The sequence below is a fragment of the Polynucleobacter necessarius genome (assembly GCF_900096755.1).
GTDB lineage: Bacteria > Pseudomonadota > Gammaproteobacteria > Burkholderiales > Burkholderiaceae > Polynucleobacter > Polynucleobacter necessarius_K.
The window spans coordinates 1,419,066-1,443,405 of the sequence record NZ_LT615227.1 but is presented as its reverse complement, the minus strand read 5'-3'; the positions used below and the strand labels follow the sequence as shown (position 1 = coordinate 1,443,405).

General features: G+C 46.9%; 27 protein-coding genes, 1 tRNA gene and 5 pseudogenes. 14 read left to right on the top strand and 19 right to left on the bottom strand.

Going from position 1 to position 24,340, the window contains the following annotated elements:
• Window positions 1–3: 3 nt before the first annotated feature.
• Together DXE27_RS07585 and DXE27_RS07580 are read right to left on the bottom strand one after the other, a co-directional pair.
• Window positions 4–1,679, bottom strand: a pseudogene (locus tag DXE27_RS07585) (AMP-binding protein).
• Between the two features lie 16 nt (window positions 1,680–1,695).
• On the bottom strand, window positions 1,696–2,247 hold the full coding sequence (locus DXE27_RS07580; RefSeq protein ID WP_128113504.1) for a phosphorylase family protein: 552 nt from the start codon (window positions 2,245–2,247) through the stop codon (window positions 1,696–1,698).
• Window positions 2,248–2,282: 35 nt separating this feature from the next.
• On the opposite strand from DXE27_RS07580, the gene DXE27_RS07575 reads away from it, so the two are divergent.
• On the top strand, window positions 2,283–2,801 hold the full coding sequence (locus tag DXE27_RS07575; RefSeq protein ID WP_128113503.1) for an adenine phosphoribosyltransferase: 519 nt from the start codon (window positions 2,283–2,285) through the stop codon (window positions 2,799–2,801).
• A gap of 101 nt (window positions 2,802–2,902) precedes the next feature.
• On the opposite strand, the gene DXE27_RS09850 is transcribed toward DXE27_RS07575, so the two are convergent.
• The 6 genes and pseudogenes from DXE27_RS09850 to DXE27_RS07550 form a co-directional block, all read right to left on the bottom strand.
• Window positions 2,903–3,064 (bottom strand): YqjK family protein, encoded by a 162-nt coding sequence (locus DXE27_RS09850; RefSeq protein WP_231969741.1) that lies wholly within the window; start codon window positions 3,062–3,064, stop codon window positions 2,903–2,905.
• Window positions 3,065–3,225: 161 nt separating this feature from the next.
• Window positions 3,226–3,336, bottom strand: a pseudogene (locus DXE27_RS10305) (phage holin family protein); the annotation flags it as partial.
• Between the two features lie 2 nt (window positions 3,337–3,338).
• The gene (locus DXE27_RS10110; RefSeq protein ID WP_269459813.1) at window positions 3,339–3,473 is read right to left on the bottom strand and encodes a phage holin family protein; all 135 of its coding nucleotides are present in this window, start codon (window positions 3,471–3,473) and stop codon (window positions 3,339–3,341) included.
• Between the two features lie 6 nt (window positions 3,474–3,479).
• Complete coding sequence (locus DXE27_RS07560) at window positions 3,480–3,821, bottom strand: ElaB/YgaM/YqjD family protein (protein ID WP_128113502.1); 342 nt, start codon at window positions 3,819–3,821, stop codon at window positions 3,480–3,482.
• 32 nt (window positions 3,822–3,853) lie between these two features.
• On the bottom strand, window positions 3,854–4,189 hold the full coding sequence (locus DXE27_RS07555; RefSeq protein ID WP_231969740.1) for a Smr/MutS family protein: 336 nt from the start codon (window positions 4,187–4,189) through the stop codon (window positions 3,854–3,856).
• A 149-nt stretch (window positions 4,190–4,338) separates the two neighbouring features.
• Complete coding sequence (locus DXE27_RS07550; protein ID WP_128113501.1) at window positions 4,339–4,638, bottom strand: hypothetical protein; 300 nt, start codon at window positions 4,636–4,638, stop codon at window positions 4,339–4,341.
• Window positions 4,639–4,972: 334 nt separating this feature from the next.
• Here DXE27_RS07550 and DXE27_RS07545 point away from each other — a divergent pair.
• From DXE27_RS07545 to DXE27_RS10105, 6 genes and pseudogenes are all read left to right on the top strand, one after another.
• Window positions 4,973–5,365: pseudogene (locus DXE27_RS07545) on the top strand (Bug family tripartite tricarboxylate transporter substrate binding protein); the annotation flags it as partial.
• Between the two features lie 109 nt (window positions 5,366–5,474).
• Complete coding sequence (locus DXE27_RS07540; RefSeq protein WP_128113499.1) at window positions 5,475–6,233, top strand: citryl-CoA lyase; 759 nt, start codon at window positions 5,475–5,477, stop codon at window positions 6,231–6,233.
• Window positions 6,233–6,978: pseudogene (locus DXE27_RS07535) on the top strand (SDR family NAD(P)-dependent oxidoreductase). Before DXE27_RS07540 ends, DXE27_RS07535 begins: the two are co-directional and overlap by 1 nt.
• A pseudogene (locus DXE27_RS07530) lies at window positions 6,979–7,808 on the top strand (SDR family NAD(P)-dependent oxidoreductase).
• A 62-nt stretch (window positions 7,809–7,870) separates the two neighbouring features.
• Window positions 7,871–8,293, top strand: a complete 423-nt coding sequence (locus tag DXE27_RS07525; RefSeq protein WP_128113498.1) for a hypothetical protein — start codon at window positions 7,871–7,873, stop codon at window positions 8,291–8,293.
• An 11-nt stretch (window positions 8,294–8,304) separates the two neighbouring features.
• A complete protein-coding gene (locus DXE27_RS10105; RefSeq protein WP_269459812.1) occupies window positions 8,305–8,430 on the top strand; it encodes a hypothetical protein in 126 nt (41 codons plus the stop codon).
• A gap of 89 nt (window positions 8,431–8,519) precedes the next feature.
• Here the strand turns inward: DXE27_RS10105 and DXE27_RS07520 are convergent, their stop codons facing one another.
• The 7 genes from DXE27_RS07520 to cysS form a co-directional block, all read right to left on the bottom strand.
• Window positions 8,520–9,287 (bottom strand): substrate-binding domain-containing protein, encoded by a 768-nt coding sequence (locus tag DXE27_RS07520; protein WP_231969739.1) that lies wholly within the window; start codon window positions 9,285–9,287, stop codon window positions 8,520–8,522.
• 144 nt (window positions 9,288–9,431) lie between these two features.
• Window positions 9,432–9,526: transfer RNA gene (locus tag DXE27_RS07515), tRNA-Ser, on the bottom strand.
• Window positions 9,527–9,606: 80 nt separating this feature from the next.
• Window positions 9,607–10,857 (bottom strand): aspartate kinase, encoded by a 1,251-nt coding sequence (locus tag DXE27_RS07510; RefSeq protein ID WP_128113496.1) that lies wholly within the window; start codon window positions 10,855–10,857, stop codon window positions 9,607–9,609.
• A 62-nt stretch (window positions 10,858–10,919) separates the two neighbouring features.
• The gene (tilS, locus tag DXE27_RS07505) at window positions 10,920–12,233 is read right to left on the bottom strand and encodes a tRNA lysidine(34) synthetase TilS (protein WP_128113495.1); all 1,314 of its coding nucleotides are present in this window, start codon (window positions 12,231–12,233) and stop codon (window positions 10,920–10,922) included.
• Window positions 12,199–13,170 (bottom strand): acetyl-CoA carboxylase carboxyltransferase subunit alpha, encoded by a 972-nt coding sequence (locus tag DXE27_RS07500; RefSeq protein WP_128113494.1) that lies wholly within the window; start codon window positions 13,168–13,170, stop codon window positions 12,199–12,201. The genes tilS and DXE27_RS07500 overlap by 35 nt, the downstream gene beginning before the upstream one ends.
• 15 nt (window positions 13,171–13,185) lie before the next feature.
• A complete protein-coding gene (locus tag DXE27_RS07495) occupies window positions 13,186–13,866 on the bottom strand; it encodes a DNA-3-methyladenine glycosylase family protein (RefSeq protein WP_128113493.1) in 681 nt (226 codons plus the stop codon).
• Window positions 13,866–15,290 (bottom strand): cysteine--tRNA ligase, encoded by a 1,425-nt coding sequence (cysS, locus tag DXE27_RS07490; RefSeq protein ID WP_128113492.1) that lies wholly within the window; start codon window positions 15,288–15,290, stop codon window positions 13,866–13,868. Before cysS ends, DXE27_RS07495 begins: the two co-directional genes overlap by 1 nt.
• Window positions 15,291–15,377: 87 nt before the next feature.
• Here cysS and DXE27_RS07485 point away from each other — a divergent pair, with 87 nt between their 5' ends.
• From DXE27_RS07485 to DXE27_RS07475, 3 genes are read left to right on the top strand one after another with little or no spacing between them, the layout of a single operon-like run.
• On the top strand, window positions 15,378–16,187 hold the full coding sequence (locus DXE27_RS07485; RefSeq protein ID WP_128113737.1) for a tetratricopeptide repeat protein: 810 nt from the start codon (window positions 15,378–15,380) through the stop codon (window positions 16,185–16,187).
• Entirely contained in the window at window positions 16,187–16,693 is a 507-nt protein-coding gene (locus tag DXE27_RS07480) for a peptidylprolyl isomerase (RefSeq protein ID WP_128113491.1), read from the top strand. Before DXE27_RS07485 ends, DXE27_RS07480 begins: the two co-directional genes overlap by 1 nt.
• The gene (locus DXE27_RS07475) at window positions 16,690–17,472 is read left to right on the top strand and encodes a UDP-2,3-diacylglucosamine diphosphatase (protein WP_128113490.1); all 783 of its coding nucleotides are present in this window, start codon (window positions 16,690–16,692) and stop codon (window positions 17,470–17,472) included. Before DXE27_RS07480 ends, DXE27_RS07475 begins: the two co-directional genes overlap by 4 nt.
• 21 nt (window positions 17,473–17,493) lie before the next feature.
• Here the strand turns inward: DXE27_RS07475 and DXE27_RS07470 are convergent, their stop codons facing one another.
• On the bottom strand, window positions 17,494–18,285 hold the full coding sequence (locus DXE27_RS07470; RefSeq protein WP_128113489.1) for an inositol monophosphatase family protein: 792 nt from the start codon (window positions 18,283–18,285) through the stop codon (window positions 17,494–17,496).
• A gap of 141 nt (window positions 18,286–18,426) precedes the next feature.
• On the opposite strand from DXE27_RS07470, the gene DXE27_RS07465 reads away from it, so the two are divergent.
• Together DXE27_RS07465 and cysE are read left to right on the top strand one after the other, a co-directional pair.
• Complete coding sequence (locus tag DXE27_RS07465) at window positions 18,427–19,185, top strand: RNA methyltransferase (RefSeq protein WP_128113488.1); 759 nt, start codon at window positions 18,427–18,429, stop codon at window positions 19,183–19,185.
• A gap of 23 nt (window positions 19,186–19,208) precedes the next feature.
• Window positions 19,209–19,967 (top strand): serine O-acetyltransferase, encoded by a 759-nt coding sequence (gene cysE, locus DXE27_RS07460; RefSeq protein WP_128113487.1) that lies wholly within the window; start codon window positions 19,209–19,211, stop codon window positions 19,965–19,967.
• A 4-nt stretch (window positions 19,968–19,971) separates the two neighbouring features.
• On the opposite strand, the gene DXE27_RS07455 is transcribed toward cysE, so the two are convergent.
• A complete protein-coding gene (locus DXE27_RS07455; RefSeq protein WP_128113486.1) occupies window positions 19,972–20,559 on the bottom strand; it encodes an FKBP-type peptidyl-prolyl cis-trans isomerase in 588 nt (195 codons plus the stop codon).
• Window positions 20,560–20,771: 212 nt separating this feature from the next.
• Between DXE27_RS07455 and DXE27_RS07450 the strand changes: the two genes are divergently transcribed.
• Complete coding sequence (locus tag DXE27_RS07450) at window positions 20,772–21,866, top strand: cupin domain-containing protein (RefSeq protein WP_231969737.1); 1,095 nt, start codon at window positions 20,772–20,774, stop codon at window positions 21,864–21,866.
• Window positions 21,867–21,976: 110 nt separating this feature from the next.
• On the top strand, window positions 21,977–22,105 hold the full coding sequence (locus tag DXE27_RS10100) for a hypothetical protein (protein WP_269459811.1): 129 nt from the start codon (window positions 21,977–21,979) through the stop codon (window positions 22,103–22,105).
• Between the two features lie 82 nt (window positions 22,106–22,187).
• Here the strand turns inward: DXE27_RS10100 and bamC are convergent, their stop codons facing one another.
• On the bottom strand, window positions 22,188–23,336 hold the full coding sequence (gene bamC, locus DXE27_RS07445; RefSeq protein ID WP_128113484.1) for an outer membrane protein assembly factor BamC: 1,149 nt from the start codon (window positions 23,334–23,336) through the stop codon (window positions 22,188–22,190).
• The gene (gene dapA, locus DXE27_RS07440) at window positions 23,333–24,205 is read right to left on the bottom strand and encodes a 4-hydroxy-tetrahydrodipicolinate synthase (RefSeq protein WP_128113736.1); all 873 of its coding nucleotides are present in this window, start codon (window positions 24,203–24,205) and stop codon (window positions 23,333–23,335) included. Before dapA ends, bamC begins: the two co-directional genes overlap by 4 nt.
• Window positions 24,206–24,340 lie beyond the last annotated feature (135 nt).

Below are 24,340 nucleotides of genomic sequence, written 5' to 3'. Positions count from 1 at the left end.
TGCTCAGAGATTTCTGAGTTCGCGCCTAAGGATCTTCCCAACATTTGATTTGGGCAGATCATGCACGAAGATGACGTTTCTGGGGCGCTTGTAGCTGGTGAGATGCTCTTTGCAGTACTGCAAAACATCCGCCTCAGTAATGTGATAATCGGATCTCACTACAAACGCCTTCACAATCTCGCCTAACTTGCGATGCGGTGCACCGATCACTGCGCATTCTTTAATGCCTGGCATCTGCACCATTGCATCCTCGACATCATTCGGAAATACCTTAAATCCCGCAACCACAATCATGTCTTTTTTGCGGTCAACAATTTGTACATACCCCTCGGAGGTTATGAGGCCAATGTCACCGGACTTAAAGTAGCCATCAGCCGTCATGCAGTGATGCGTTTCTTCAGGCTTATTCCAGTAGCCTGCCATGACCTGCGGGCCTTTAATACAAATCTCTCCGGGCGTTCCATGCGGCAATACCACCTCGTCATCATCCAGAATGACGACATCTGTTCCTGGAACTGGCGAGCCAATGTGGCCTGTGAAATGTTTCTCAAGCGGGGCTATTAACGCAAACACTGGGGATGTTTCTGAAAGGCCGTAACCTTGTGTGATCGGCACGCCTGTAATAGCTTGCCAGTGGTCGGCAGTTTTCTGATGAACGGCCATTCCGCCGCCAATCGTGACGAGTAAATTGGGTAGCTTGACCTGCTTAAATTCAGGACGATGAATTAAGGCATGGAACAAAGTGTTTACGCCTGGGAAAATATGAATCTTGGGATGCTTCATCAACATTTTGATAAAGCCTGTGATGTCCCTAGGATTGGCCACTAAGATTAAAAGGCCGCCTTTAGCAATGCCTAAAAAGGCACATGCTGTTAACGCAAAAATATAAGTTAGGGGTAAGGCGCACAAAAAGACCAGCTGCTCATCGCGTTGGTGCTTAAGGCCGGGCCGGGAGTGAGCCAAGACTCAATTTGCATCACATTAGAAAGGATATTTCGGTGTAACAGTACTGCCCCCTTGGATACGCCCGTAGTACCACCGGTGTATTGCAAAAAGGCAATGTCGTCTAAGCCAATCTGAGGCTTATCAAATGCATGACCACTACCAATCTGCAAAGCTTCCTTAAAAGCAATATGAGGAAAATCCCAGGGCGGGATCATTTTTTTGATATTGCGAGCAACCCGATTAATGAGATGCCCCTTCATTCCAAGCAGCTCACCTGGGCTGCTAACAATTACACGCTGAATTGATGGCTGAGTGGGAATTTGTTGATAGGTCGCAGCAAAATTTTCCATCAGCACCAAGGCCGATGCGCCACTATCGTTAATTTGCAGCTCTAACTCTCTTGCCGTGTAAAGCGGATTGACGTTAACCACTACGTAACCAGCGCGCAGGGTCCCAATCATGGCAATGACATACTCCACAACATTCGGATACATCAGAGCAACACGTGCGCCCTTCTTTAGACCTAAGGTCTGCAGATAGGCGGCAAAGTCTTTGGATAGCCGATCGATCTGACTATAGGAAAAGAACTTTCCCATTGACTCAACGGCCTTGCGATTTCCAAAGCGGTTAAAACACTCATCTAAAAATTCCGCCAATGAATCATATGGCAAGGGGCCAATGCCAGCAGGGACACCGGCAGGGTAATTTTTAAGCCAAGGTTTTTCAGAGTTCATGATGAGCGTAGGCTTCTTAACCGAGAACTTGCTTTAATTCTTGCAAAAAGAGATCTTGGCCATGATTGACCTTTTCTTGCCAATCGTTGCCTGAGTTTTCATTTGCATCATCAGCAATGTATTTGTATGCAGTCCATGGAATATCGTGATGATGGGCAGAAGCTGCAATTGCAAATAATTCCATATCTACTACGTCTACACCCTGACTATGCAGCCAGGGATCATGCGCAGTGACGAAACTGCCACCAGATCCACAAAGATATTTACCGCTAGAGTGATATTCATGAGGTCTTTCGCAAAATGGCGTCATGCCACGGGGTGCCAAAGGCTCTGTGTGCATATCTCGCTGAATCACTTTTGCAATCGATAGCAATCCATGCAAAGATGGATTGACCTTGCCGGCAGTACCAAAGTTCAAAATCTGTTTTGGAGCGAATTGGTGGATTGCCTTAACCGTAGTTAATGTCGCATTGATTTTGCCGATTCCTGAATAGACGATCTCTATCCCTGCAGGCAGGGCTTCACGCTTGAGTTCAGACTCCAATGCCGCGATAATTAGTAGATTCATAAACCCAAAGCCCTATAACTCCATCGCCGCTATTAATGAATTTACTAGATTATCTACCTGGAGTGCCCGACTTTCCGAAACCCGGAATTCTGTTTAGGGACATCTCCCCATTATTGGCGCATCCAGCCGCTTTCAGAGAGGCTATTGCGCAATTGGAGGTTCTGGCCAAGGGTTTGATTACAACCCACATCCTAGGCATCGAATCTCGTGGTTTTATCTTTGGCTCCGCCCTAGCGCATCACACCCACAAAGGTTTAGTTTTGGCTAGAAAGCCTAATAAATTGCCGCTAGCAAGTCATCGCGAATCTTATGGATTGGAGTATGGCTCTGACTCACTGGAGTTTCAGCAGTCCAGCCTTCCAAAGCATGCAAAAGTTTTGTTGCTAGATGATGTCTTGGCTACGGGAGGAACGCTTATTGCGGCCGATAAATTAGTGCGTAGCGCTGGTTTTGCAGTATGCGGCGCTAGCACTCTATTAGAAATCTCTGCACTGAACGGCAGCGCCCTGCTCTCTCAAAACGGAATTACCAACAAATCGGTTTTGGTTAGCTAATCCTTCTATTGCCTAGACCAGCTTTTTGACACTCTTAAATAGTTTTACAGTGCCCCAGCCTACTGCAAGAACCTTGCTGGCTAACTTGGGCTTGTAATGCGCTAACGCCGCAAATGTGCACCGGTCCACAAAATAGGGTTGGTTTGCAAGAAATGATAAGCGTCTACACCCTTATCCGCCCATGAGAGCGGCTTCTCCCAAGGTTCAAAATGTTCAGCAAATTCTTTACGCTCCCGCCCAGCCTGGGCCATGCATGAGGGCATGGCCCAGGCTGTTCAAGGGCCTTTAATTTAGAACTCATTTGTGAGCTCTTCGCGATCTTTAGAGGGCTCTGCAATGGAAGCTTCAAATAGTCTTGGCATCTTTTACGCAAGGATTGCATGATCAATAACGCCAGAATGCAACCAATAGATAGAAACGCACCCGTTAGTAAGGCAAGCGCCATCATGCGATCTGTTTCCCAGCTATAAATCACAATAAACAGGGCCAACATAACCAGACCAAAGAATAAAAAGAATAAGGCACTGACAATCATCACTAGCAAACTAATAAATGTACTTCTAGCAATTTAATTTGTACATCGACCGATAAAAGCTCTAAACGCGTTTGCGCAATAGAGGCGCCTGTTGCAGCCAACCCCTTAATTGAAGTCAGTAGATTTTCTTGAGTCATATTGAATTACTTACGTCTAATAAAAAGGCCAATCAACAAACCAAGACCTGCAGCAACGCCAACTGCCTCCCAAGGTTTGCGATGCACAAAGTCATCTGCACCTTGTGCAGCAGCCTTTGCCTTTTCTGCTAATTGATCTTCTACACCAGAAAGACCCTCCTTCGCGCCTGCCAAGGTTTCAAGCGCCTTGGCTCGAATTGAGCCTATGACGCCCTCGTGCTGACCCTCAGTAGCATGAATCAAAGCTTCTGCATCAGCCATCAGCGCTTTAAATTCCCCAATGAGCTGGTCTGCTCCAGTTGTAGCAGCCTCAGGTGCGTGCGCATGCTCTAGCTTCTTACTTGTCATATAAATGATTTCCTGATGTATACCAGCTTATTCTAAGCACTTCTTGCCTTAGAACCTAGCAATAGCACTGTCATACCAGCATTCCCTTCTTTAAAGCGCTGGAGGTAACGCTTCAGGCTTGGCCTTCTTTTCAAAAGCGCATGATAAGCGGCGCTTCCAAAAGGCACACTTTCTCCAAAGTAATACTCCTCGACCCGATCGGAATATCGATTATTTTCAAGCGCATCATGGATGGCCCACTTAATGCGGCCACCCTCTCCGCTTGATCCATATCCATGAATCAGAACTATGGCCTTAACCCCAACCTCGATAGACTTGCGTAAATAGTCCGTCAGCCGCTCTAAGGCTTCTTCTACGTATGGCCCCATCCTGCTTGATATTGATTTCAACAGTATCTGAACTCAGAATCGGTATTTGCTCAGAACCGCAATGCGGGCACTGATTAAACAATGCCCGCGCGTTTCCACAATTAGGACACTGAGCGGCATAAGACACCTTGAGCTAACTTAGCATTGCTTTAGGAGCAATACTTGCCTTCCAAAGTTGCCACATCTGTTGATTTGTCATCTACCATCAGATTCAAAGCCTTTTGCGCTACCTCACGGTTCTCTTGGGTCTTTAAGTGCGTATTGATCAGACTAGATACATCTTTTCTAATTGACGTATTACCGTAGCGCAATCCCTTCAAGGTAGATACCGCTTCAGCAGAAATCTTGCACTGCTGATTTACCAACTCAGAAGAATCTGACGGCTTTGTATTTGCGTAAGCAAACGCAGCAACGGAGATTGATACGGCTGCTAATAGAGTCTTTTTCATCTTAGTTCCTTATTTTGTGACCACACGTTGGACAACAACCCACTTCTCTTGCTCTCGTCTTTCTAAGAGCGGCATAAACACTGGATTCTGAAATCTCCAACTTTCTAGCTGCTTGAGCTGCAGTCATGCCTTTACCTACCCACTCCAAGGCTTGATGCGTTTTCGGTATCTGTTTCTTCATTTCATCTCCCAGTCCCCACACTATACCACTGAAGTTGTGAAGTTTAGTAATATAGGAATTACACCTAGGCCGATAGAGCCAAAAAGGAACAGGGGAAATAGAAGGTCGTCAGTTAAGCGGCAAGTGCGCGCCTAGTGAGCTTTGGTGTTATAAATACTTGGCGGCCAAGTAGAGTCCATGTTCGACAACGCACCATCTGCCCTACCCCATATCAAGGCAGGCAAGCTTCGTCCGATTGCAGTCACTAGCGCTCAACGTTCTCCATTCCTTCCAGACGTTCCTACAATTGCAGAATCTAGCTACCCAGGTTTTGATGCGCAGTCTTGGTTTGCATTGGTTGCGCCAGCAGGCGCCCCTAAGACAATCATCATGCATTTAAATTCAGCCTTAAATAAAGCACTAAATTCGCCTGAAGTACGTCAGCGTATGCAAGAATTGGCTGCAATGCCTGAACCTGGTACACCAGAAAGGATGGCTGCTTTTGAAAATGCCGCAGTGAAACGTTGGCGTGAAGTTGTTAAAGAATCCGGTGCTAAGGCTGAGTAATCTCCATCAGCAGCATTAGCCAACAGGATTAATAACAATCAAGAGCGCTGTAATCCAAAAACTTCAAACACCAACTTCATAAGTACAACATGACTGATAAAAAACTCCGATTACCGGACTCTGTACACATACCCTCACTAGCCTGCATTACCGTGATGCAGATTTAGTGGAAGATCTGATGGGTAAGAAAACGTTTACCGAAGTCATGCTGATGCAGATTCTTGGTAGAGAGCCTCGTGGTGTTGATATTCGCATTACGGATGTTGTATTAATTGTGCTGATGGAGCATGGCTTAACGCCCAGCGCCGTTGCAACCCGCCTGATCTACATGACCGCTCCCGAAAATCTACAAGGCGCAGTATCAGCAGGCTTGCTTGCTGTTGGCAGTTCATTCATTGGCACGATGGAAAACTGCTCCGCGCTACTTGATCGCATCATTGCAGCCAAAGATCAATACGCAGAAGCACTCTCGATTGCCCAACACTACAAGAGCATTAAGGCGGCGGTTCCAGGCTTTGGTCATCACCTGCATAAGCCAGTAGATCCGCGTGCTTACAAGTTATTAGATATGGGCCGCGCTGAAAAAGAACTCAAGGGCGACCATATCCGAGCGCTGGAGACGCTATCTAAAGCAGTGGATGAGGTTGCTGGCCGCCCGATCACCATTAACGCCGCAGGTGCTGTAGCAGCACTCTTGGGCGAAATTGGTATCCCAACAGCTGTGATGCGTGGCTTTGCGGTCATCTCCAGATCTGCCGGCTTGGTTGCACACATTGTTGAAGAACAACAAAGTCCGTCTGGAAGATTTATTTGGGATACCGTTGAGCATGCCATTCCATTTGTTGACGGCGCCAATAAGATTGGCTAATGATGAGCAGTCAGAGCAACTCTAAAACCAAGGAAGCGGTTCTAGTTACCGGCGGCAGCCGTGGGATTGGACGCGCTATTGTTGAGCGACTAATGGCCGATGGCATGCATGTCATTAACTTTGATAAAGCTCCGCCTTTAGTGCTTGCTGCTGATGAAAGTTATTTTCAGGTCGATGTATCCAAGGAAAAAACTTACGCTCCGCGCTTTCTGATGCCGTCGCTAAATTCAATATCACACGCTTAGTCAATAACGCTGGCATTGTGCGCCCTGCCAATATTGATAAAACAACTACTGATGATCTTCACGCTGTAATGAATGTCAATTTAGCAGCAGCCATTATTTGCGTACAAGCCCTACTGCCCACTATGAGAACCGCTCATTTTGGACGCATTGTGAATATCGCCAGTCGCGCAGCCTTAGGCAAGGAAGAACGTATTGTCTATGCCACCACTAAAGCGGGCTTGCTTGGATTAACCCGAACCCTTGCACTGGAGTTGGCTTCAGATGGCATTACCGTAAATGCTATTGGCCCAGGCCCTATTGCTACAGAATTATTTCAGAGTGCTAACCCACCTGGCACACCTGCTACTCAACGCATCTTAGATAGCGTTCCACTTGGTCGCATTGGGCAACCTGAGGAAGTAGCGCATCTAGTTGCGTCCTTACTCGATAGTCGAGCTGGATTTACTACCGGTCAGGTGGTTTATGTCTGTAGCGGCATGACAGTGGGCTTAAGTCAGTAAATGAACTCAACTTCACTGCCAGCAGGACTACCAACAGACCTATCGGATCGCGTGATCTTTGTTTCTGGTGGCGGATCAGCCGGGCCTGGCTGGAGTATTGGCCGCGCCTCTTGCGTGACCTACGCCCGCTTAGGCGCCAAGGTTTGCGTAGTCGATAGAGATGCAGCTTCTGCAGAAGAAACCACCAAGATCATCCAAGATGAAGGTGGCATTGCCCATACTTTTATTGGCGATGTTTCTGAAGAAGAAGATGTTAAGCGACTGTTTAGTGAAGCGCGTAAACATTTTGGTCCAATCGATGTTCTGCGCCACAATGTTGGCATTGGTAAAGTTGGTGACCCAATGGAAACCAGTGCAGACGATTTTGATCGCATTCACAAAGTCAATGTGCGGAGCTTATTGTTAGCAGCGCAAGAAGTCTTGCCTGAAATGGCTGCACGTGGCAAAGGCAACGTCATTGCTATTTCTTCAGTAGCTGGGATGCGATATTTGGGATACCCCCATCTTGCCTATAGCGTCACCAAAGCAGCTAATACACAATTTATTCGCATGATTGTCCAACAATACGCAGATAAAGGTATCCGGGCCAATACGGTAGTCCCTGGACTCATCGATACCCCTCGCATTGCCCATACGGTAGCCAAGATGTTCGCTGAAAACAACCTGGATGAGGGGCTCGTGCAGCGCGCGATCGTCAGGTGCCCCTAGGCCGCTCAGGATCAGCCTGGGATATCGCCTATGCCTGCGCCTTTCTAGTCTCCGATGCTGCCGCTTATGTCACAGGCACTGAGCTGGTTGTAGATGGCGGCCTTACCGGCAAATACGTCTAAGCACTAAAAGCGGGCTCCCAAGCAAGGGATAGTATGATTTGGTGATTCTTTAGGAGTTTTATATGCGACGAATCATCTGTCGAATTGTTCTTTTGTTGGCGGTAAGCACTGCCTTGATCGCATGCAATCACAACGACAAAAAAATTAGCGGTTGGGAAATCAATGATGTGTATCACTCAACCATCATTACTCCGAACGCCATCACTGGCGGAAAAACCTTTCAAGGCCCTCCAATCAACACCATGGATGAAGCCAACACCTATGAAATGTTTGGCCTAAAGGCAGAACAATCAAAGCAAGGTGTTAAGTCTTATGAACTCGTTGCCCAGTTAACGTATTTTTCACAATGGCGTTATTACGATTCGGCATCCCAAGAAGGATCCCCTGCCAATGCATTTAAAGTAGTTGGCAGAGAAGCTGGCGCCTGTGGCGAAAGAGGCTGCAAAGAGGCTGCATTTTTAGAGGGGTACTTTCTATCTCTTTAACTGAAGCATTCTTGAAAGATCGTCAAAGCAAAGGTTTTATTGTTACCGTCTCTTCTAAGTCCGGAGTGAAGACTGAACTGTATGTGCCACCTCAATATATCCAAGGTTATATGCAGGCTGTCAACGGCTCTAAGTAATCTTGAAGCAGCAAAAAATAAGCCACCCTTGGGTGGCTTATTTCATTTAGGGGCGCACAATCGCCACTCCATAAATCATCTTGCTGTTTCTACCAGGGCAATACTGGTTTTAGTCCAGCTTTTTGTATCGTAGGGGCCGCTTTAGGCGAAGCCAAGAATGCGATTAAATCTCTGGAGGCATTCAGGTTAGAAACATTACTGGTGATTCCAGCTGAAAACAACACTGTCTTTTGAGCCTCAGGCGGAAGCTCGCCAATAAAGTCGACACCGGGAATGGGAATTAACTCGCTAACCTGCTGAAATCCAAGCTCAGCCTCGCCTCTCGCCACTACCGAAGCAACACGTTCGCTATAAATCTTTCTGGCAGTTTTATCCATTTGCTCAGAGATACCCATCTTCGGAAATAACTCTGTCGACAAGTACACGCCGCTAGCACTTGCAGAATAGGCGACTGATTTTGCATTCAGGAGTGCGGACTTGAGTCCGGCCATAGTGCTAATGTCAGGTTTAGGCGCTCCAGCCTTTACCACTGCACCCATTACAGATGCCACTAAATCAACACGCGTTCCTGGTTGCACTGCCCCACTTTTAACAAAGTCCTCTAAGGATGGAGATGCCAAAATAAGTACGTCAAACTTCTCATCCCTTGCCAATCGCGAAGGAATTGAATCGGGAGCCTTACCCATCGAAGAGCCATAAGAGATGATGACTTTATTGGGAGATTGCTTCTCATACTCAGGCACCAGGGATTTAAGCGCTTCTGCAAATGCACCTGAGGTAATTACATGTATATCGGCCGCTACTAAGGCTGAGGTGGCAAGAAATACGCTAGCTACGAGAGCGAGAAAGGTTTTCATTTTTGAGTTCATCAACATAACTTTACCCCAAGCATCCTTAGGCTGCGAATTGGATGATGGCGAGAAGATGATTGCGATCAGCCCGGCTCCAGAAAACAAAAAACCCAGCAATTCAGCGAATTATCTGGGTTCATTTGAAAGTACTGGCGGAGACGAGAGGATTCGAACCTCCGATCAGAGTTTTAGCCCTGATGCTCCCTTAGCAGGGGAGTGCCTTCGACCAGCTCGGCCACGTCTCCGTACTTTCTTACTGCCTTTTTACTGCTACTGCGCCCAACAGTTTAACGGATAACCGCTTCTGAGGGGTTTTATTGCCCTTTTACTTATGGTCCAGCTCAAATGCCTTATGCAAGGCACGGACAGCCAGCTCCATGTATTTCTCATCAATAACCACTGAAATCTTGATTTCGCTAGTAGAGATCATCAAAATATTGATGCCCTCTTCTGACAAGGTGCGGAACATTTTGCTAGCGATACCAACGTGGGAGCGCATGCCTACGCCAACTACTGAAACCTTAGATACCTTTGGATCGCCAGAAATCTCTTTTGCTTCGATATGGGCTTGAACGGTATTTTTCAAAATGTCCAAGGCCTTTTGGTAATCGGCACATGGCACTGTAAAAGTAAAGTCGGTCTTACCTTCTACAGATTGATTCTGAATAATGATGTCCACATCAATATTGGCATCCGCAATCGGACCCAAAATTTGATAGGCAATGCCTGGACGATCAGGAACTCCAAGAACGGTAATCTTCGCTTCATCACGCGCAAAGGCAATGCTGGAAATAACTGCGGCTTCCATAGTGCTGTCCTCTTCAAATGTAATCAAGGTGCCCGAGCTCATCTCATCAGCAAGGGGCATCAATGGGTCTGTCAAAGAAGACAGAACCCGGGTTTTAACTTTGTACTTACCAGCAAACTCAACAGAGCGAATTTGCAATACTTTTGATCCAAGGCTGGCCATTTCCAGCATCTCTTCAAAGGTAATCTTGTCTAAACGACGTGCATCTTCGCAAACGCGTGGGTCGGTTGTGTAAACACCATCAACGTCGGTATAGATCAAGCACTCGTCTGCTTTTAATGCAGCAGCCATTGCCACTGCAGAAGTATCAGAACCACCACGACCTAGTGTCGTGATGTTGCCATTTGGATCAACACCCTGGAAACCAGTTACCACTACGGCACGACCAGCATTTAAATCAGCCAAGATCTTTTTGTCATCAATGCTTTTGATGCGTGCTTTAGTAAATGCAGAGTCTGTATGAACGGTAACTTGCCAACCTGCGTAGCTAACCGCATCAATACCTTCGCGCATTAATGCAAGCGCCAACAAACCAGAACTGACTTGTTCGCCGGTAGAAGCAATTTGGTCCAGCTCACGTGGATTAGCTTCCGGATTGATTTCTTTTGCCAAGCCAAGTAGGCGATTAGTTTCGCCCGACATTGCAGAGGGAACTACGACCACTTGGTGGCCTGCACGCATCCATTTAGCAACGCGTTTGGCAACATTGGCAATGCGCTCTACTGAGCCCATTGAGGTGCCACCATATTTATGAACGATAAGAGCCATAAAAACCGTCTATTTAACTAATCTGTGACAGGGAAATTGTTCCCTGAGGATCTAAAAAGGGCTTATTTTACAGGGTTTTGTAGCCATTCCGGCACTACCCGCTTGCCAGCGGTTTTTAGGTGTGGATAACTCACCCCAATACCCGCTACAGCGATCAAATCGCCATCGATATACAGCAATGGCGCTTGGCGCTGCCATGGCGGCACATCAGCCTCCTGAAAGAGATTTTTGAGTGTTCTACGGGGGCTGTTGGACTTAATTTGGAGCTTTTCTGAACCAGATCTAGCTTTGCTGGTGACTAAGTTGTTTTCGAGCGCTTCTTTGACCCAGCTCGCTGATAGTCCAGGCTTTTTGCTGGAACTTGATAGAGGTTTAAACACCCACCGACCAGTGCCACCTTCATCGGACTTTGAAATCTGCAACAGCCCTCTCCATAGCCGAATAACGCAATCATCGTGCACCCATTGCAACTCAGCGCTGGCTTTTGCTTGGCTTAGGTCTCGCCACCATGCTTGTAGGCGTTCTTTCGAAGGCATGACAAGTTGATGCGATTGGAGCCAATAGCGTAGAAGATTATTGGCAGCTGGTAAATCTTGATTAGCTAAAACCAATAGAGGCGCAACCTTAAGCTGATCTTTACTGAGAATGGCTTTTCCATCCTGCGCTGCCAAGCGATTCAATAGAGTTTGTACTTCGCCTAGCAAGCCTGCGCTACGCGCAAGATTTGCTATTACTTCTGGTTGAATCTTTTCTAACCTGGGAATAACTTGCTTACGAATCGCATTGCGGCGATATTTTTCACTCTGATTGCTAGGGTCTTCAATCCATTTAAGCTTGCGCTCTTTTGCATAAGCCTCAAGCTCTGACTTGCTTTGCTCAAGCAGCGGCCGCCATAAGGCAATGTTTTTATCGCTATGCTCTAGCGCCCTACTGTTCGGCATGCCAGACAGGCCTGCAACACCAGAGCCACGCAGCAGTTGAAGCAGCACGGTTTCTGCCTGGTCATTTTGATGATGCGCTAATAGCAGGTCTTCAATGCCGTACTCTTCGCAAAGATCGGCCAACGCTTCATAGCGCCCCACTCTTGCTCTTGCCTCGACATTACCCTTCTCACTTGGGTCGGCTAAATGGAGAAGACGAAAATCAAAATGAATCTTATATTTTTTGCAAAGCTTCTCACAAAAGATGAGCCCTTCATCGGCCTGCTTTTGTAAGCCGTGATGAATATGAAAAGCGTAAATTTCAGTATTGTGTTTTTGGGCTTGCGCTTTGCAAACCGTATCGAGCAAAACAACCGAATCAAGGCCGCCACTCAGGGCGACCGCAATTCGTCTTGCCGACTTAGGACTTGGCTGTGATTTCCTTGAACTTGCCATAGCTCATCAAACGCTCATGACGACGTTCAAGTAATGCATCCACTTTCATGCCATCAAAGGTTTTTAGGGATTCAGCAAGTGCTTTACGCATATTGCTCATCATGCTTTCGTAATCACGATGGGCACCGCCAATCGGTTCGGCCACGATCTTATCAATCAAGCCCAATGCTTTGATGCGTTGAGCTGTTAAACCCAGCTGCTCTGCAGCCTCAGAAGCCTTATCAGCAGTCTTCCAGAGGATAGATGCACAACCTTCTGGTGAGATCACGGAGTATGTTGAGTTTTGCAGCATCAACACAACATCGCCCATTGCAATTGCTAAGGCGCCGCCGGAACCACCTTCACCAATAATGGTGGCGATAATCGGCACTTCTAGTTCTGCTTGTACATACAGATTGCGTCCAATTGCTTCAGACTGATTGCGCTCTTCTGCATCGATACCTGGAAATGCGCCAGGTGTATCAACGAATGTAAATACTGGTATGCCAAACTTTTCCGCAAGGCGCATTAAGCGCATTGCTTTACGGTACCCCTCGGGACGGCTCATGCCAAAGTTACGCAACGCGCGCTCTTTAGTATCGCGGCCCTTTTGATGACCAATCACCATGCAAGGTTGATTGTCAAAACGGGCTAGCCCGCCAATGATGGATTGATCGTCTGCAAAAGTGCGATCGCCATGGAGTTCGTGAAAATCAGTAAACAAAGCGCTTACATAATCTAATGTGTAAGGTCTTTGTGGATGACGTGCTACTTGAGATACCTGCCAAGGCGTTAAGTTCGCGTACACATCTTTTGTTAGCTGCAGACTCTTTTCAGAAAGCGTCTTGAGCTCATCGGAAATATCTACCGATGACTCATCTTGCACAAAACGCAGCTCTTCGATCTTTGTTTCTAATTCGGCGATTTGCTGCTCAAAATCCAGGAAAGTCGTTTTCATTTTCATAGTCTGATTTTAATATTCAACCGGGATTGGGTCGATACTTCTCCACATATACCAGGTAGCAACCGTACGCCAAGGGGCCCAATTTGCTGCCACCTCACGGGCCTCATGACGGCTCACAGGCTCTCCGCTGAAGTAATTGAGGGAAATAGCCTTAATTAGACCAACATCGTCCAGCGGCAGGATATTAGGGCGAACCATATTAAAAATGAGGAACATTTCAGCCGTCCAGTGGCCAATTCCCCGAATTGAGCTCAATTCCTTGATAACACTCTCATCATCCATATCTTTCCACTGATTGGCGTGTAATCGACCAGAATCAAAATGATCGGCTAAATCGCGGATGTATTCCACCTTGCGACCAGACAATCCTGCGGCACGTAATTCTTCCACTGTCAGCGCTAGGATGTTTTTAGGGGTGACTTTCTTTTTGCTAGCAGCAACCACTCTATTCCAAACAGATTGCGCAGCCGCTACTGAAATCTGCTGTCCCACAATCGCTCTTGCCAAAGTGTTAAATGGATCTCCGCGTGTTACCAAAAAACCCGATCCGTATTTCGGAATGAGTTTTTTGAGAATGCGATCTTGCTTCATCAATTCTTTGCAAGCCTGCTCCCAATATTCAGGGGCGACTTCTTCAAGAATTGCTTCAGATTTTTCTGTTTTTACTGATTTGTCTTTTACTACGGTCATTAAGCCCTACGCCATTCTGTTATGCCGCCTGGTTTATCTTCCAATACCACCCCTTGGTCGAGAAGTGATTTATGAATGGCATCAGCCTTAGCAAAATCTTTTGCTTGCTTGGCGGCCACACGTGCAGCAATGTGCTCTTCAATTTGATCGTTGCTAATGCCGTCTTGATCTTTGGAGCCTGCTTGTAAAAATGCTGTTGGGTCTCTTTGTAGGAAATTCAGGGCCAGCCCTAAAGACTTCAAGGTGCCTGCCAATGTTTGCTTTTCTTCGCCTTGCGCTCGATTGACTTCGCTTGCCAAATCAAACAGGACGGCAATTGCCTCAGGGGTATTGAAATCATCATTCATGGCATCAGCAAAGCGCTTAGCCCATGGGTTATTTGGATCTAGCTTGCCAGCTTGCGTATTTGGCGCCTGTGCCAAGGCGGTATAGAGCCTCGCTAAGCCTGAGCGCGCCTCTTCTAACTGGGCATCGCTGTAATTATTGATAGGACTCCGGTAATGCGCCTTGAGTATAAAAAAGCGCAACACTTCTGGGTCAAAGCTTTTAAGTACATCACGAATTAAGAAGAAATTTCCAAGCGACTTGGACATCTTCTCTTCATTTACACGAATGTGTCCATTATGCATCCAGTAACTTACAAATGGTGCATCGTCATCCTTGCGGTCTTGACCATACAAAGCGCCTTCGCTTTGAGCAATTTCATTCTCATGATGCGGGAACTGTAAATCAGCGCCGCCACCATGAATATCAAAGTGCTCACCCAAGAGGTCGCAAGACATGGCTGAGCATTCGATATGCCAACCTGGACGGCCTTCGCCCCAAGGTGATTTCCAACGAGTATCTGCGGGCTCCTCTGGCTTGGCGCTCTTCCACAGAACAAAGTCCAGGGGATCACGCTTACCGCCAACAATAGCAACACGCTCACCGGCATTGAGCTCATCTAAGCTTTTGCCAGAGAGCTGACCATATCTTGGTAATAAGCGAACGGCGAAGTTCACGTCGCCATCATCTGCTTGGTAAGCCAATTCGTTTTCAATCAACTTGCCGATTATGCCTTGCATCTGGTTAATGTAATCAGTAGCGCGTGGCTCTTGATCTGGATGCATTAAACCTAACTCATCTGAGTCAGCATGCATGGCATCAATAAAGCGATTGGTTAGCGCAGAAATTGGCTCGCCATTTTCAATGGCACGATTGATGATCTTGTCATCAATATCGGTGATATTGCGCACGTAAATCACTTCATACCCACTGGCACGCAACCACCGTACGACCATATCGAACACAATCATTACCCTTGCATGGCCAATATGGCAAAAGTCATAAACCGTCATACCGCACACATACATCTTTACCTTGCCCGGTTCAATGGGCTTAAAGACCTGTTTTGAGCGACTGAGGGTGTTATAGATTTGCAGCATAGGGTTATAAAGGTGGGGCAAGTAGCGCCAATTTGTTAGACTGAGCGCTGAGTATATCGAATGAGCCAGTTTTATACCCCTGCCCCTATGCCTGTAACCCTCCCAGCACCACGCCCAAACCTTTTTAAGCTCTCCCTAGCTACCTTTGCTATTTCCTTAGTAATGGGCTGCAGTACGACTGCGCAGCAGGTGGCAGACGCTGAAATTAAGGCCGTCAGTAGCCAGGAACTCAAATGTGGGCCAAATTCGCCTTATTTAGGCTCAGGCAACCCTGGCGACGCTCAAAAGCTCTCCACCGATATGCCCTATAACCCTTCGAATCCAGAGCTATCTGAAACCGTTGCCCTGCCGTTTTTATCTTTTCTCATCATCGAACCAGACCCAGTTACTAAAAATGCTGTCCCTTCTGATGTTGAGAAACTTGTTAAGGCACGCAAATTTCCAGAAGCCATTGAGCTGATAGACGCCCACTTAAAGAAGACACCAAAGAATGTTCAGTTACGGTTCCTGAAAGCTCGCTTACAAATCGAGATGAAAGACTACGATCAAGCCAAGAAAACTTTGATCATAATTACTCAGCAATTTCCTGAACTACCAGAGCCTTATAACAATCTTGCCGCCATTGCCGCCAATGAAGGCCAATGGATTGAGGCACGCGATTATCTAGAGCTCGCTTTAAAGCTGCGCCCTAGCTACGCTGTAGCTTCAGCCAACTTAGGCGAAGTCTATGTGCGTCTTGGTGCACGGGCTTATGAAGATGCCTCTGAGTCTGCGCAACTCAATCAACGTCAATATGCCAATAAGGCAAAAGTACTATTAAATCTAATCAAGACGCCGTCTAAAGACGTCCCAACCAATACTTCATCCACTAACCTTCCAGAAAGTAGATCCAAATAATGTCTAAAGTACTTCTTAAAACCAATCATGGCGACATCACCCTAACCCTGGATGCCGCCAAGACACCAAAGAGCGTTGCCAACTTTTTACAATATGTCAAAAGTGGTCACTACGATGGCACGATCTTTCATCGCGTCATTAATAACTTCATGATTCAAGGCGGCGGCATGACTGCTGGTATGAAACAAAAGCCAACAGGCGATGAAATCGAAAACGAAGCAACTAACGGTTTAAAAAATGATCGTTACACAGTAGCAATGGCGCGCACTAGCGACCCACACTCAGCAACAGCGCAATTCTTTATCAACGTGAATGACAATGATTTCTTAAATCACACTGCCCCAAATGCCCAAGGCTGGGGTTACGCTGTATTTGGCAAAGTGACTGATGGCATGGATGTTGTTGATGCGATTCGCAAAGTAAAAACTGGTAGTGCTGGCGGCTTTCATCAAAATGTACCTGCAGAAGATGTTGTAATTGAGAAGGCCACTGTTCTCGAGGAATGATTCCGAAGCACTCAAGCGCCCTGCTCATCTCCGATATACACCTGACGCCGTCAATGCCCTTGACGGCGCAGCGCTTTTTCGACTTCTGCGAAAAAGAGGCGCCCAAAGCTGAAGCGGTATTTATTTTGGGTGACTTATTTGAATATTGGGTTGGCGATGACGCTGCAGCACACTCACCTTTTCAACAAGAGGTTAAAAGTGCAATTGCCAATTTATCCACTAAGACCAAAACGTATTACATGCATGGCAATCGTGACTTTTTAATCGGTCACGCCTTCTTAAAAAAGACCGGCATGACTTTATTGCCAGATCCTTCTGCAGTTGAAATTGCCAGCGAGAAATACGTCCTAAGTCATGGCGATGCACTTTGCAGTGCTGATGTGGGATATCAAATCTTTCGTGGCTGGGTCAGAAAATCTTGGATTCAAAAGTTGTTCTTACGCCTACCGGTAACTTGGCGTCGCTCCGCAGCTCAACACCTTCGTAGCAATAGTCATGTGCAATATCAGCGCACCAAACAAAGTGCTGACGCCCACATGAAGACCAATGTCACTACAGATGCATGCGCAGCGACTCTGCGCGATATGGATGGCCAAAAATTGATTCATGGACACACCCACTTACCAGCCCATCACCAAGAATCATTAAAGGGACAGGAATGGCAGCGCTGGGTTTTGTCAGACTGGGACTTGGATCACCCGGATGCAGTATTACCGAGAGCTAGCGCACTAGCCACTGATCAGAATGGCGCACGCTATCTCGATTTAGTTAAGGCTTAAGAGACCTTTCTTTAGCCGTCTTTACTTGGCGCTTGAGTACTTAGAAAGACATTGCACCATCTGTGCAAAGATGCGTGGGTTAGCCGCCATCACTTCACCACTCTTCAAAAATCCTTCTTCACCGCGATAGTTGCCGATTAAGCCACCTGCCTCAGTAATTAATAGAGCGCCTGCTGCCATATCCCACGGCTTTAAATCGCTTTCAAAGAATCCATCGTAACGACCCGCTGCTACGTACACTAAATCCAATGAAGCAGCGCCTGGACGACGAAGACCTGCGCACTGACGTGACATCTCCGCAAATATCTTTAAGTATTTTTCTAGGTCTTGATCTTCGCGGTAAGGAAAGCCTGTACCGATCAATGCATTTGCCAAACGATCTTGCGTAGCAACACGTAAGCGACGACGATCCAAGTAAGCACCCGATCCACGAGTAGCAGTGAATAACTCATCGCGCGTTGGATCATAGACAACTGCTTGCTGGGTTACACCATTAACAGCAAGTGCTATAGATACGGCATATTGTGGAAAGCCGTGAATGAAGTTTGTTGTGCCATCCAATGGATCGATGATCCAAACGTTTTCTGCATCAACATTGTGTTCGCCAGTTTCTTCGGCCAGGAATCCATGGGTTGGATATGCCTCGCTGAGCGTCTCAATAATGGCTGCTTCCGCAGCTTTGTCCACCTCGGTTACGAAATCATTGTGTTGCTTGCGGTCAACCTGTAAGCGCTCCAAATTTAAGGAAGCGCGATTGATCACGGTACCAGCACGACGGGCGGCCTTTACGGCCACATTTAACATGGGATGCATAGATTAGATGGACAAATTAAATAAGGACAAGGCTTTAATATTGCCAAGCATTACTGCAAACTGCATGACAATATGAAGCTAACAGGTTGATTCTAAACGATTAGCCCATTTACCCCCCTAACCTGACCCTTGAATGCGCTCATGAATTCTAAGAAATCCCAATTACTTCGCTGGGTGCTGGTGGAAACCAGCCACCCCGGTAATGCGGGTTCTGCTGCAAGAGCCCTTAAAACCATGGGCTTTGGCGATTTACACCTCATTAATCCAAAGATTAAAGGGGTTGCTAAAGAATCCGAGGCAATTGCCCTGGCAAGCGGTGCTGCTGATATTTTGGAATCCTCCCAAGAAACTGACTCCCTTGAGTCAGCTGTTGAGGGATGCTCCTTGGTGCTGGGCTTAACCAGTCGCGATCGTGAATTTGGGCCTCCAGCCCTCGATTGGCCAACAGCCCGAGACATGATTCGGGAAGTCATTCAAGGCAATGGCAAGGTTGCCCTACTTTTTGGCCCTGAGCGTACCGGTCTAGATAATGAACATTTGGCTTTATGTACCCATCGGGTCTGGTTAGACGCCAATCCAGCCTATCCATCACTAAACCTTGCTCAGGCCCTCATGGTTTGCGCCTACACCCTTAGAGAGGCCTTAAAAGACGATTCTAAAGGGGAAAATGCTGGTTTATTGGGCAATAGAGAAGAAATGGCGGATTTTGCCGATCCAGCTGCCATTGCCGCCATGCTGGAGCACTGGCGCGAAGGACTGGAGGCTATTGGGTATTTAGACCCGGCAAATCCCAAGAAACTCATGCCTCGCCTGCAGGCATTATTTGCAAGAACCCGCCTGCATAAAGAAGAGATTGATCTTTTGCGAGGCATTGCAAAACAGATGCTCCAGAAAAAATAAGCGCTCCCCGTTAAAATCAACCAATGTCAAATTCACTATTCGATCAAGTCGACTCCATCATTGCCAGAGATCCCGCTGCGAGAAATCGTCTAGAGGTCATCACCTGCTATCAAGGTCTGCATGCTGTTTGGCTGCATCGTATCTCTCACTTTTTGTGGGGCATTGGCCTGAAGTGGTTTGCTCGCTTGCTGTCGATGTTCTCTCGCTTCATTACCGGGATTGAAATTCATCCGGGCGCAAAGATTGGTCGTCGCGTATTTTTAGATCACGGCTTAGGTATTGTGATTGGTGAAACAACTGAAATTGGTGATGACTGCACCATCTACCAAGGCGTTACCTTAGGAGGTACATCGCTTTATAAAGGCGTTAAGCGTCACCCCACTCTTGGTAAAGGTGTAGTTGTCAGTGCGGGCGCAAAAGTATTGGGCGGCTTTACAGTCGGCGACGGAGCTCGCGTTGGTTCTAATGCGGTTGTCTTAAAAGAAATTCCAGCGGGCGCTACAGCAGTAGGTATACCTGCGCGCATTCTTCATCCAGACTTACCTCAGGGTGCCGACATTAAAGCCAAAGAGTATTTTCAAGCTTACGGCGTTACACCCAATGTGGATGACCCTGTATCTATGGCTCTTAAGGGTTTGATCGATGCAACGATTGAACAAGAAGCCAAGATTGCTGCACTAGAAAACGCGCTAGCTAAACTGAGCAACACACCAAAAGATGCCGCCGGTCCTAGCGATACGAAGCGTGATCTTGATGCCATTAAAGAATGGCTCAAAGAGTAAAGAATTAATGCAGCGTGCGTGGGTTTGAATTACCGGAACCTAAGGCACCACCAGGAAATTCACCTTCCTCGTCGCCGTCATCCTCATTTGGCATACCAAAAGTAAAGCTCTCGCCACCTTCAGGATGACGGTTTTCTATTTCAGCTTCAGTAGCAGCGCACACATCTTCTACTTGCACCCAAAAACGTAATGCCATGCCAGCTAATGGATGGTTACCATCCAACACAACTTGGCTGTCATCGGCAACATCGGTCACCGTGTAAATCAATGGCTCGTCATCGGCATCAGTGTCAACGCTCGCATCTGAACCTTCTTCGGCATCAGGTACGCCCTCAAACTGCATCCCTACTTCAAGCGGTTCGGGAAAGCGTACACGTGGCTCTATTTTTAGAAGTTCAGGATCGTACTCGCCAAAAGCCTCATTAGGCTCCAATTGAATAGTGGCTTCATAGCCAATATCCTGACCTTCTAACAATGTCTCAATTTTTGGGAAAGTACCCTCATAACCACCGTGCAGGTATACCATCGGAGAATCTGGTTCCTCGATGAGATTATTTTGCGCATCGGTTAACTTATAACGCAGGGATACGATGGTATTTTTTCAATCTTCACGCTAAATCTGTCAGACATTCGTTTTTAATTAATTTTTTAACTAGCTTTTACTTTATGACCTCATTTTACTTGAGCAAGCCTTACGAACCCCCACGGACGCCCAAAAACCTGCCTCTGAATGCGCCTTGGGCCCTATTTGGCGGAATTAGCCCAGACCAGTTTATGAAACAGTACTGGCATAAAAAGCCTCTAATGGTTCGCGGCGCAATCCCTGCTTTTGCCCTGAGCTCACAACAGGGAGAGTCATTAGCAAGCCCTATTTCTGCAAAAGAACTTGCTGCTTTTGCCCAAGATGAAATGGTCGAGTCTCGCCTAGTGAAATCCAAGCCCTGGAGTTTTGATATGGGGCCGTTTTCTAAAAAGGCGATTCCTGCTATCGATAAGCCGAACTGGACTTTATTACTTCAAGGCATGGAGGCACACCACCCTGCTGCCGCACATACCCTCTCTTGGTTTAGATTTATTCCAGATGCGCGCCTTGATGACTTAATGATCAGCATCGCTGGCATTGGTGGCGGCGTCGGACCTCACTTTGACTCATACGATGTTTTCTTAATCCAGATGTCGGGGAGACGGCAATGGAAAATTTCCGAGCAAAAAGATTTGAGCCTTAGCCCCGATCTCCCTTTGAAAATTCTGAAAAACTTCAAACCAAAAAACGAATGGGTGCTTGAACCAGGCGACATGCTCTACTTGCCACCTCATGTAGCCCATGATGGCATTGCTTTAGATGCTGGGTGTCAAACCTGGTCCGTTGGATTTAGATCCCCCAGTTTTAAAGAATTACTACAAGAAGGACTTTGGCGCCTAGCCGAGTCACTCGACGATATTCCAGGGCTTGAGAATAAGTTTGCAGATCCAAAGCAAGGCGCTACAGATCGTGCCGAGCAACTACCCGATGAACTCATTAAGCAAATTGAACTCAAATTGAAAGAACTCAAGCTTGATCGGGTGAGCCAATTTTTACCCGGGATTACAGCTTACCTATCAGAGCCTAAACAACAAGCCCTCTTCGATGCCCCTGGCGCGCCATTAAATCCCAATGCGTTTATCAAAAAACTTGCTACTCACGAACTCGTTTGTAGTCCGCAAACTCGTATTCTGAGTCTGCAAAAACAGGTGTTTTGCAACGGGGAAAACATGACACAAAGCCAGACCCCAGACATTGTCCGTGCCTGGCAAGAGCTTTCCGCAAATAAGGCCCTAAGAGCCCAAAAATTAGGCAATATCAATGCCAGCAGTCTTTATGAGGCTTATTTGGCAGGTTGGTTGATTTTTGAGGGCTAAATAAAGACGTGGCTATAATAAATACTGGAAATTACCTAGGGATTATCCCTTGGAATTTTCGACACAATTACCGGTAATTGTTGTTAATTTTTTTAAAGAGGAAATTTCAAATGAAGAAGTCACTCGTATTCGCTGCAATGTTAGCTATCGCATTGGCCGCTTGCGGTAAAAAAGAAGAAGCAAAGCCAGTTGAGGCTCCTGCTGCTCCAGCCGCTGAAGCTCCTGCTGCTAAGAAGTAATCTTCTTCATGAAGATAAAAAAGCCGCTTTTAAGCGGCTTTTTTATTACTTAAAAATCTTGTAACTCTTGCCAAATACTTGCTTAGCGGGAAAGCTGTTCTGTTAAGAGAGTCAAGAGCTGGATTCCAGCAGGTGTATTTTCAGGCTTACCATCAGCGTCGAGTGCATATACGCTTACAGAATTTTCTCCAGTAGTTTTTAATACCACTTGGTACTTTTTAGCTTTCAAGCTTGAATCATCCTTGCTGCTAAAGAGATTGGAGAAGAAGCCTTTGGAGTCACCCACATCCTTTGCATTAACATAGCGAACGTAGTAAATACCTGTTGATCGATTGCGATCTTCAACTGTAAAGTTTGAGCGATCCAATGCCAAGCCAACATCACGCCAAGAGCGATCAAATCCAACGCTGAGCTCGATATGAGCCTGATTCGTTCCATCTTGCACAAACTTCGCCTTAGGTGTCTTAGGACCTAATGGTGCCGCCACTATTGCCTTGGCCTGCTCTTGAGTCATACCCAAGCGCTCCATCAAACGAGCCAAGAAAGCAGCCTCTAATTCAGGGTCGTTTGGACGAGGTGTCCATATGGTGTACAAACAAGAGCCTGTAGCATCGGTAACGCATTTCTCTAAGGCGCCTTTCTGGGTGATGTAGATCTCAGTCTCATTTGGCTTGCTAACTTCTAAACGTGTTTTGTACTTATCACGTTCGCCTGAGTCATACACCGTATCTAGCACCGATCCCAATACTGAGCGAATAAAGTCTTGGGCAATTTTGGCGCGGTTTTCAGCCCAATCGGTTTCCATAATGCCGGTCGATGGAGAGTCCACCACCAACAAGAATCCATTCTCTTGCCAGAAATCTTTTACTTGCGGGTACAGCTCTGGGGCTGGCTTCTCAACCACCAACCAACGTCGCTCACCATCGCGAGCGATACGCATACCAGGGATGCCGCTCAAAACGTTGCTACGCATTTGTGCCGACTTTTTTACAGCCGCATTGTATTCAGACATGGTTGCCGTGCCGTCCTGAACAATGTAGCGACGGTCCGCTTGCGCTGTAATCAAGTCTGGCGGATATGCCAAATTGGGTCCACGTACAGCACCGGCACTCTTGTAATCTACCGTATCGCTACTGGTAACGGATTTGCATCCAGTCAAAACTGCAGAGGCTATAAACACCATAGCCAGAATCGATAAATATCGACGGTACATGTGGAACAAATTCATCATATTAAGTTGGCCTGTTTTAATGCTGCCTTCAAAAGCTCTCGCAAAGAACTGCTCAAAGGGGTTAGTGGCAAACGAATGCCGGAAGCGATCTTGCCCATCTCATGCAGGGCCCACTTCACTGGAATAGGGTTAGCTTCAGTAAACATTGCCTTGTGCACGGCAATCAACTGATACTGAATCTCACGGGTTCTTTTAACGTCATCAGACATGGCTGCAACGCAGAGCTCATGCATTAAGCGCGGTGCAACGTTAGCGGTAACAGAGATATTGCCTTTGCCACCCATCAACATCAACATCGCCGCAGTTAAATCGTCGCCAGAAAATACTGAGAAATCGCTATGGCCTGCACGCTTGAGATCATTGATTAACAAGGTTCCGCGCTCCAAGCTTCCTGTAGCATCCTTGATGCCAATAATTCCAGGAACACCGGCAAGACGAACTACTGTGTCACCCGCCATATCGGCAACTGTTCTACCTGGCACGTTGTACAAAATAACCGGCAGATCTACTGATTCAGCAATCTTCTTAAAGTGGGCATACATACCCTCTTGGGTTGGCTTGTTGTAATAAGGAACTACCTGCAAGCTTGCATCAGCGCCAACGCTTTTTGCATATTTAGTTAATTCAATTGCCTCTTGAGTGGAGTTGCCACCAGTACCGGCAATCACCGGAATCCGGCCTGCAACCTGTTCAACCGTTACGCGAATAAGCTCACAATGCTCTTCAACAGAAACCGTTGGGGACTCGCCACTTGTTCCTACGATCACAATGCCGTCGGTACCCTCTGCAACATGCCAATCCAATAAAGAACGCAAACTAGCGTAATCCAAGCTACCGTCTTCTAACATTGGAGTTACGATCGCAGGCATGCTGCCGGCGATGGGTTTTTTACTGCCTTGAGATTGAGCTGTATTTGTCACCGAATTTATACCGATTTTTAGCTGTATTAAGCTTGAAATTGTAACGGAATGTGCTCTTTTAGCCCGTCTTTTACGGCGCATAGG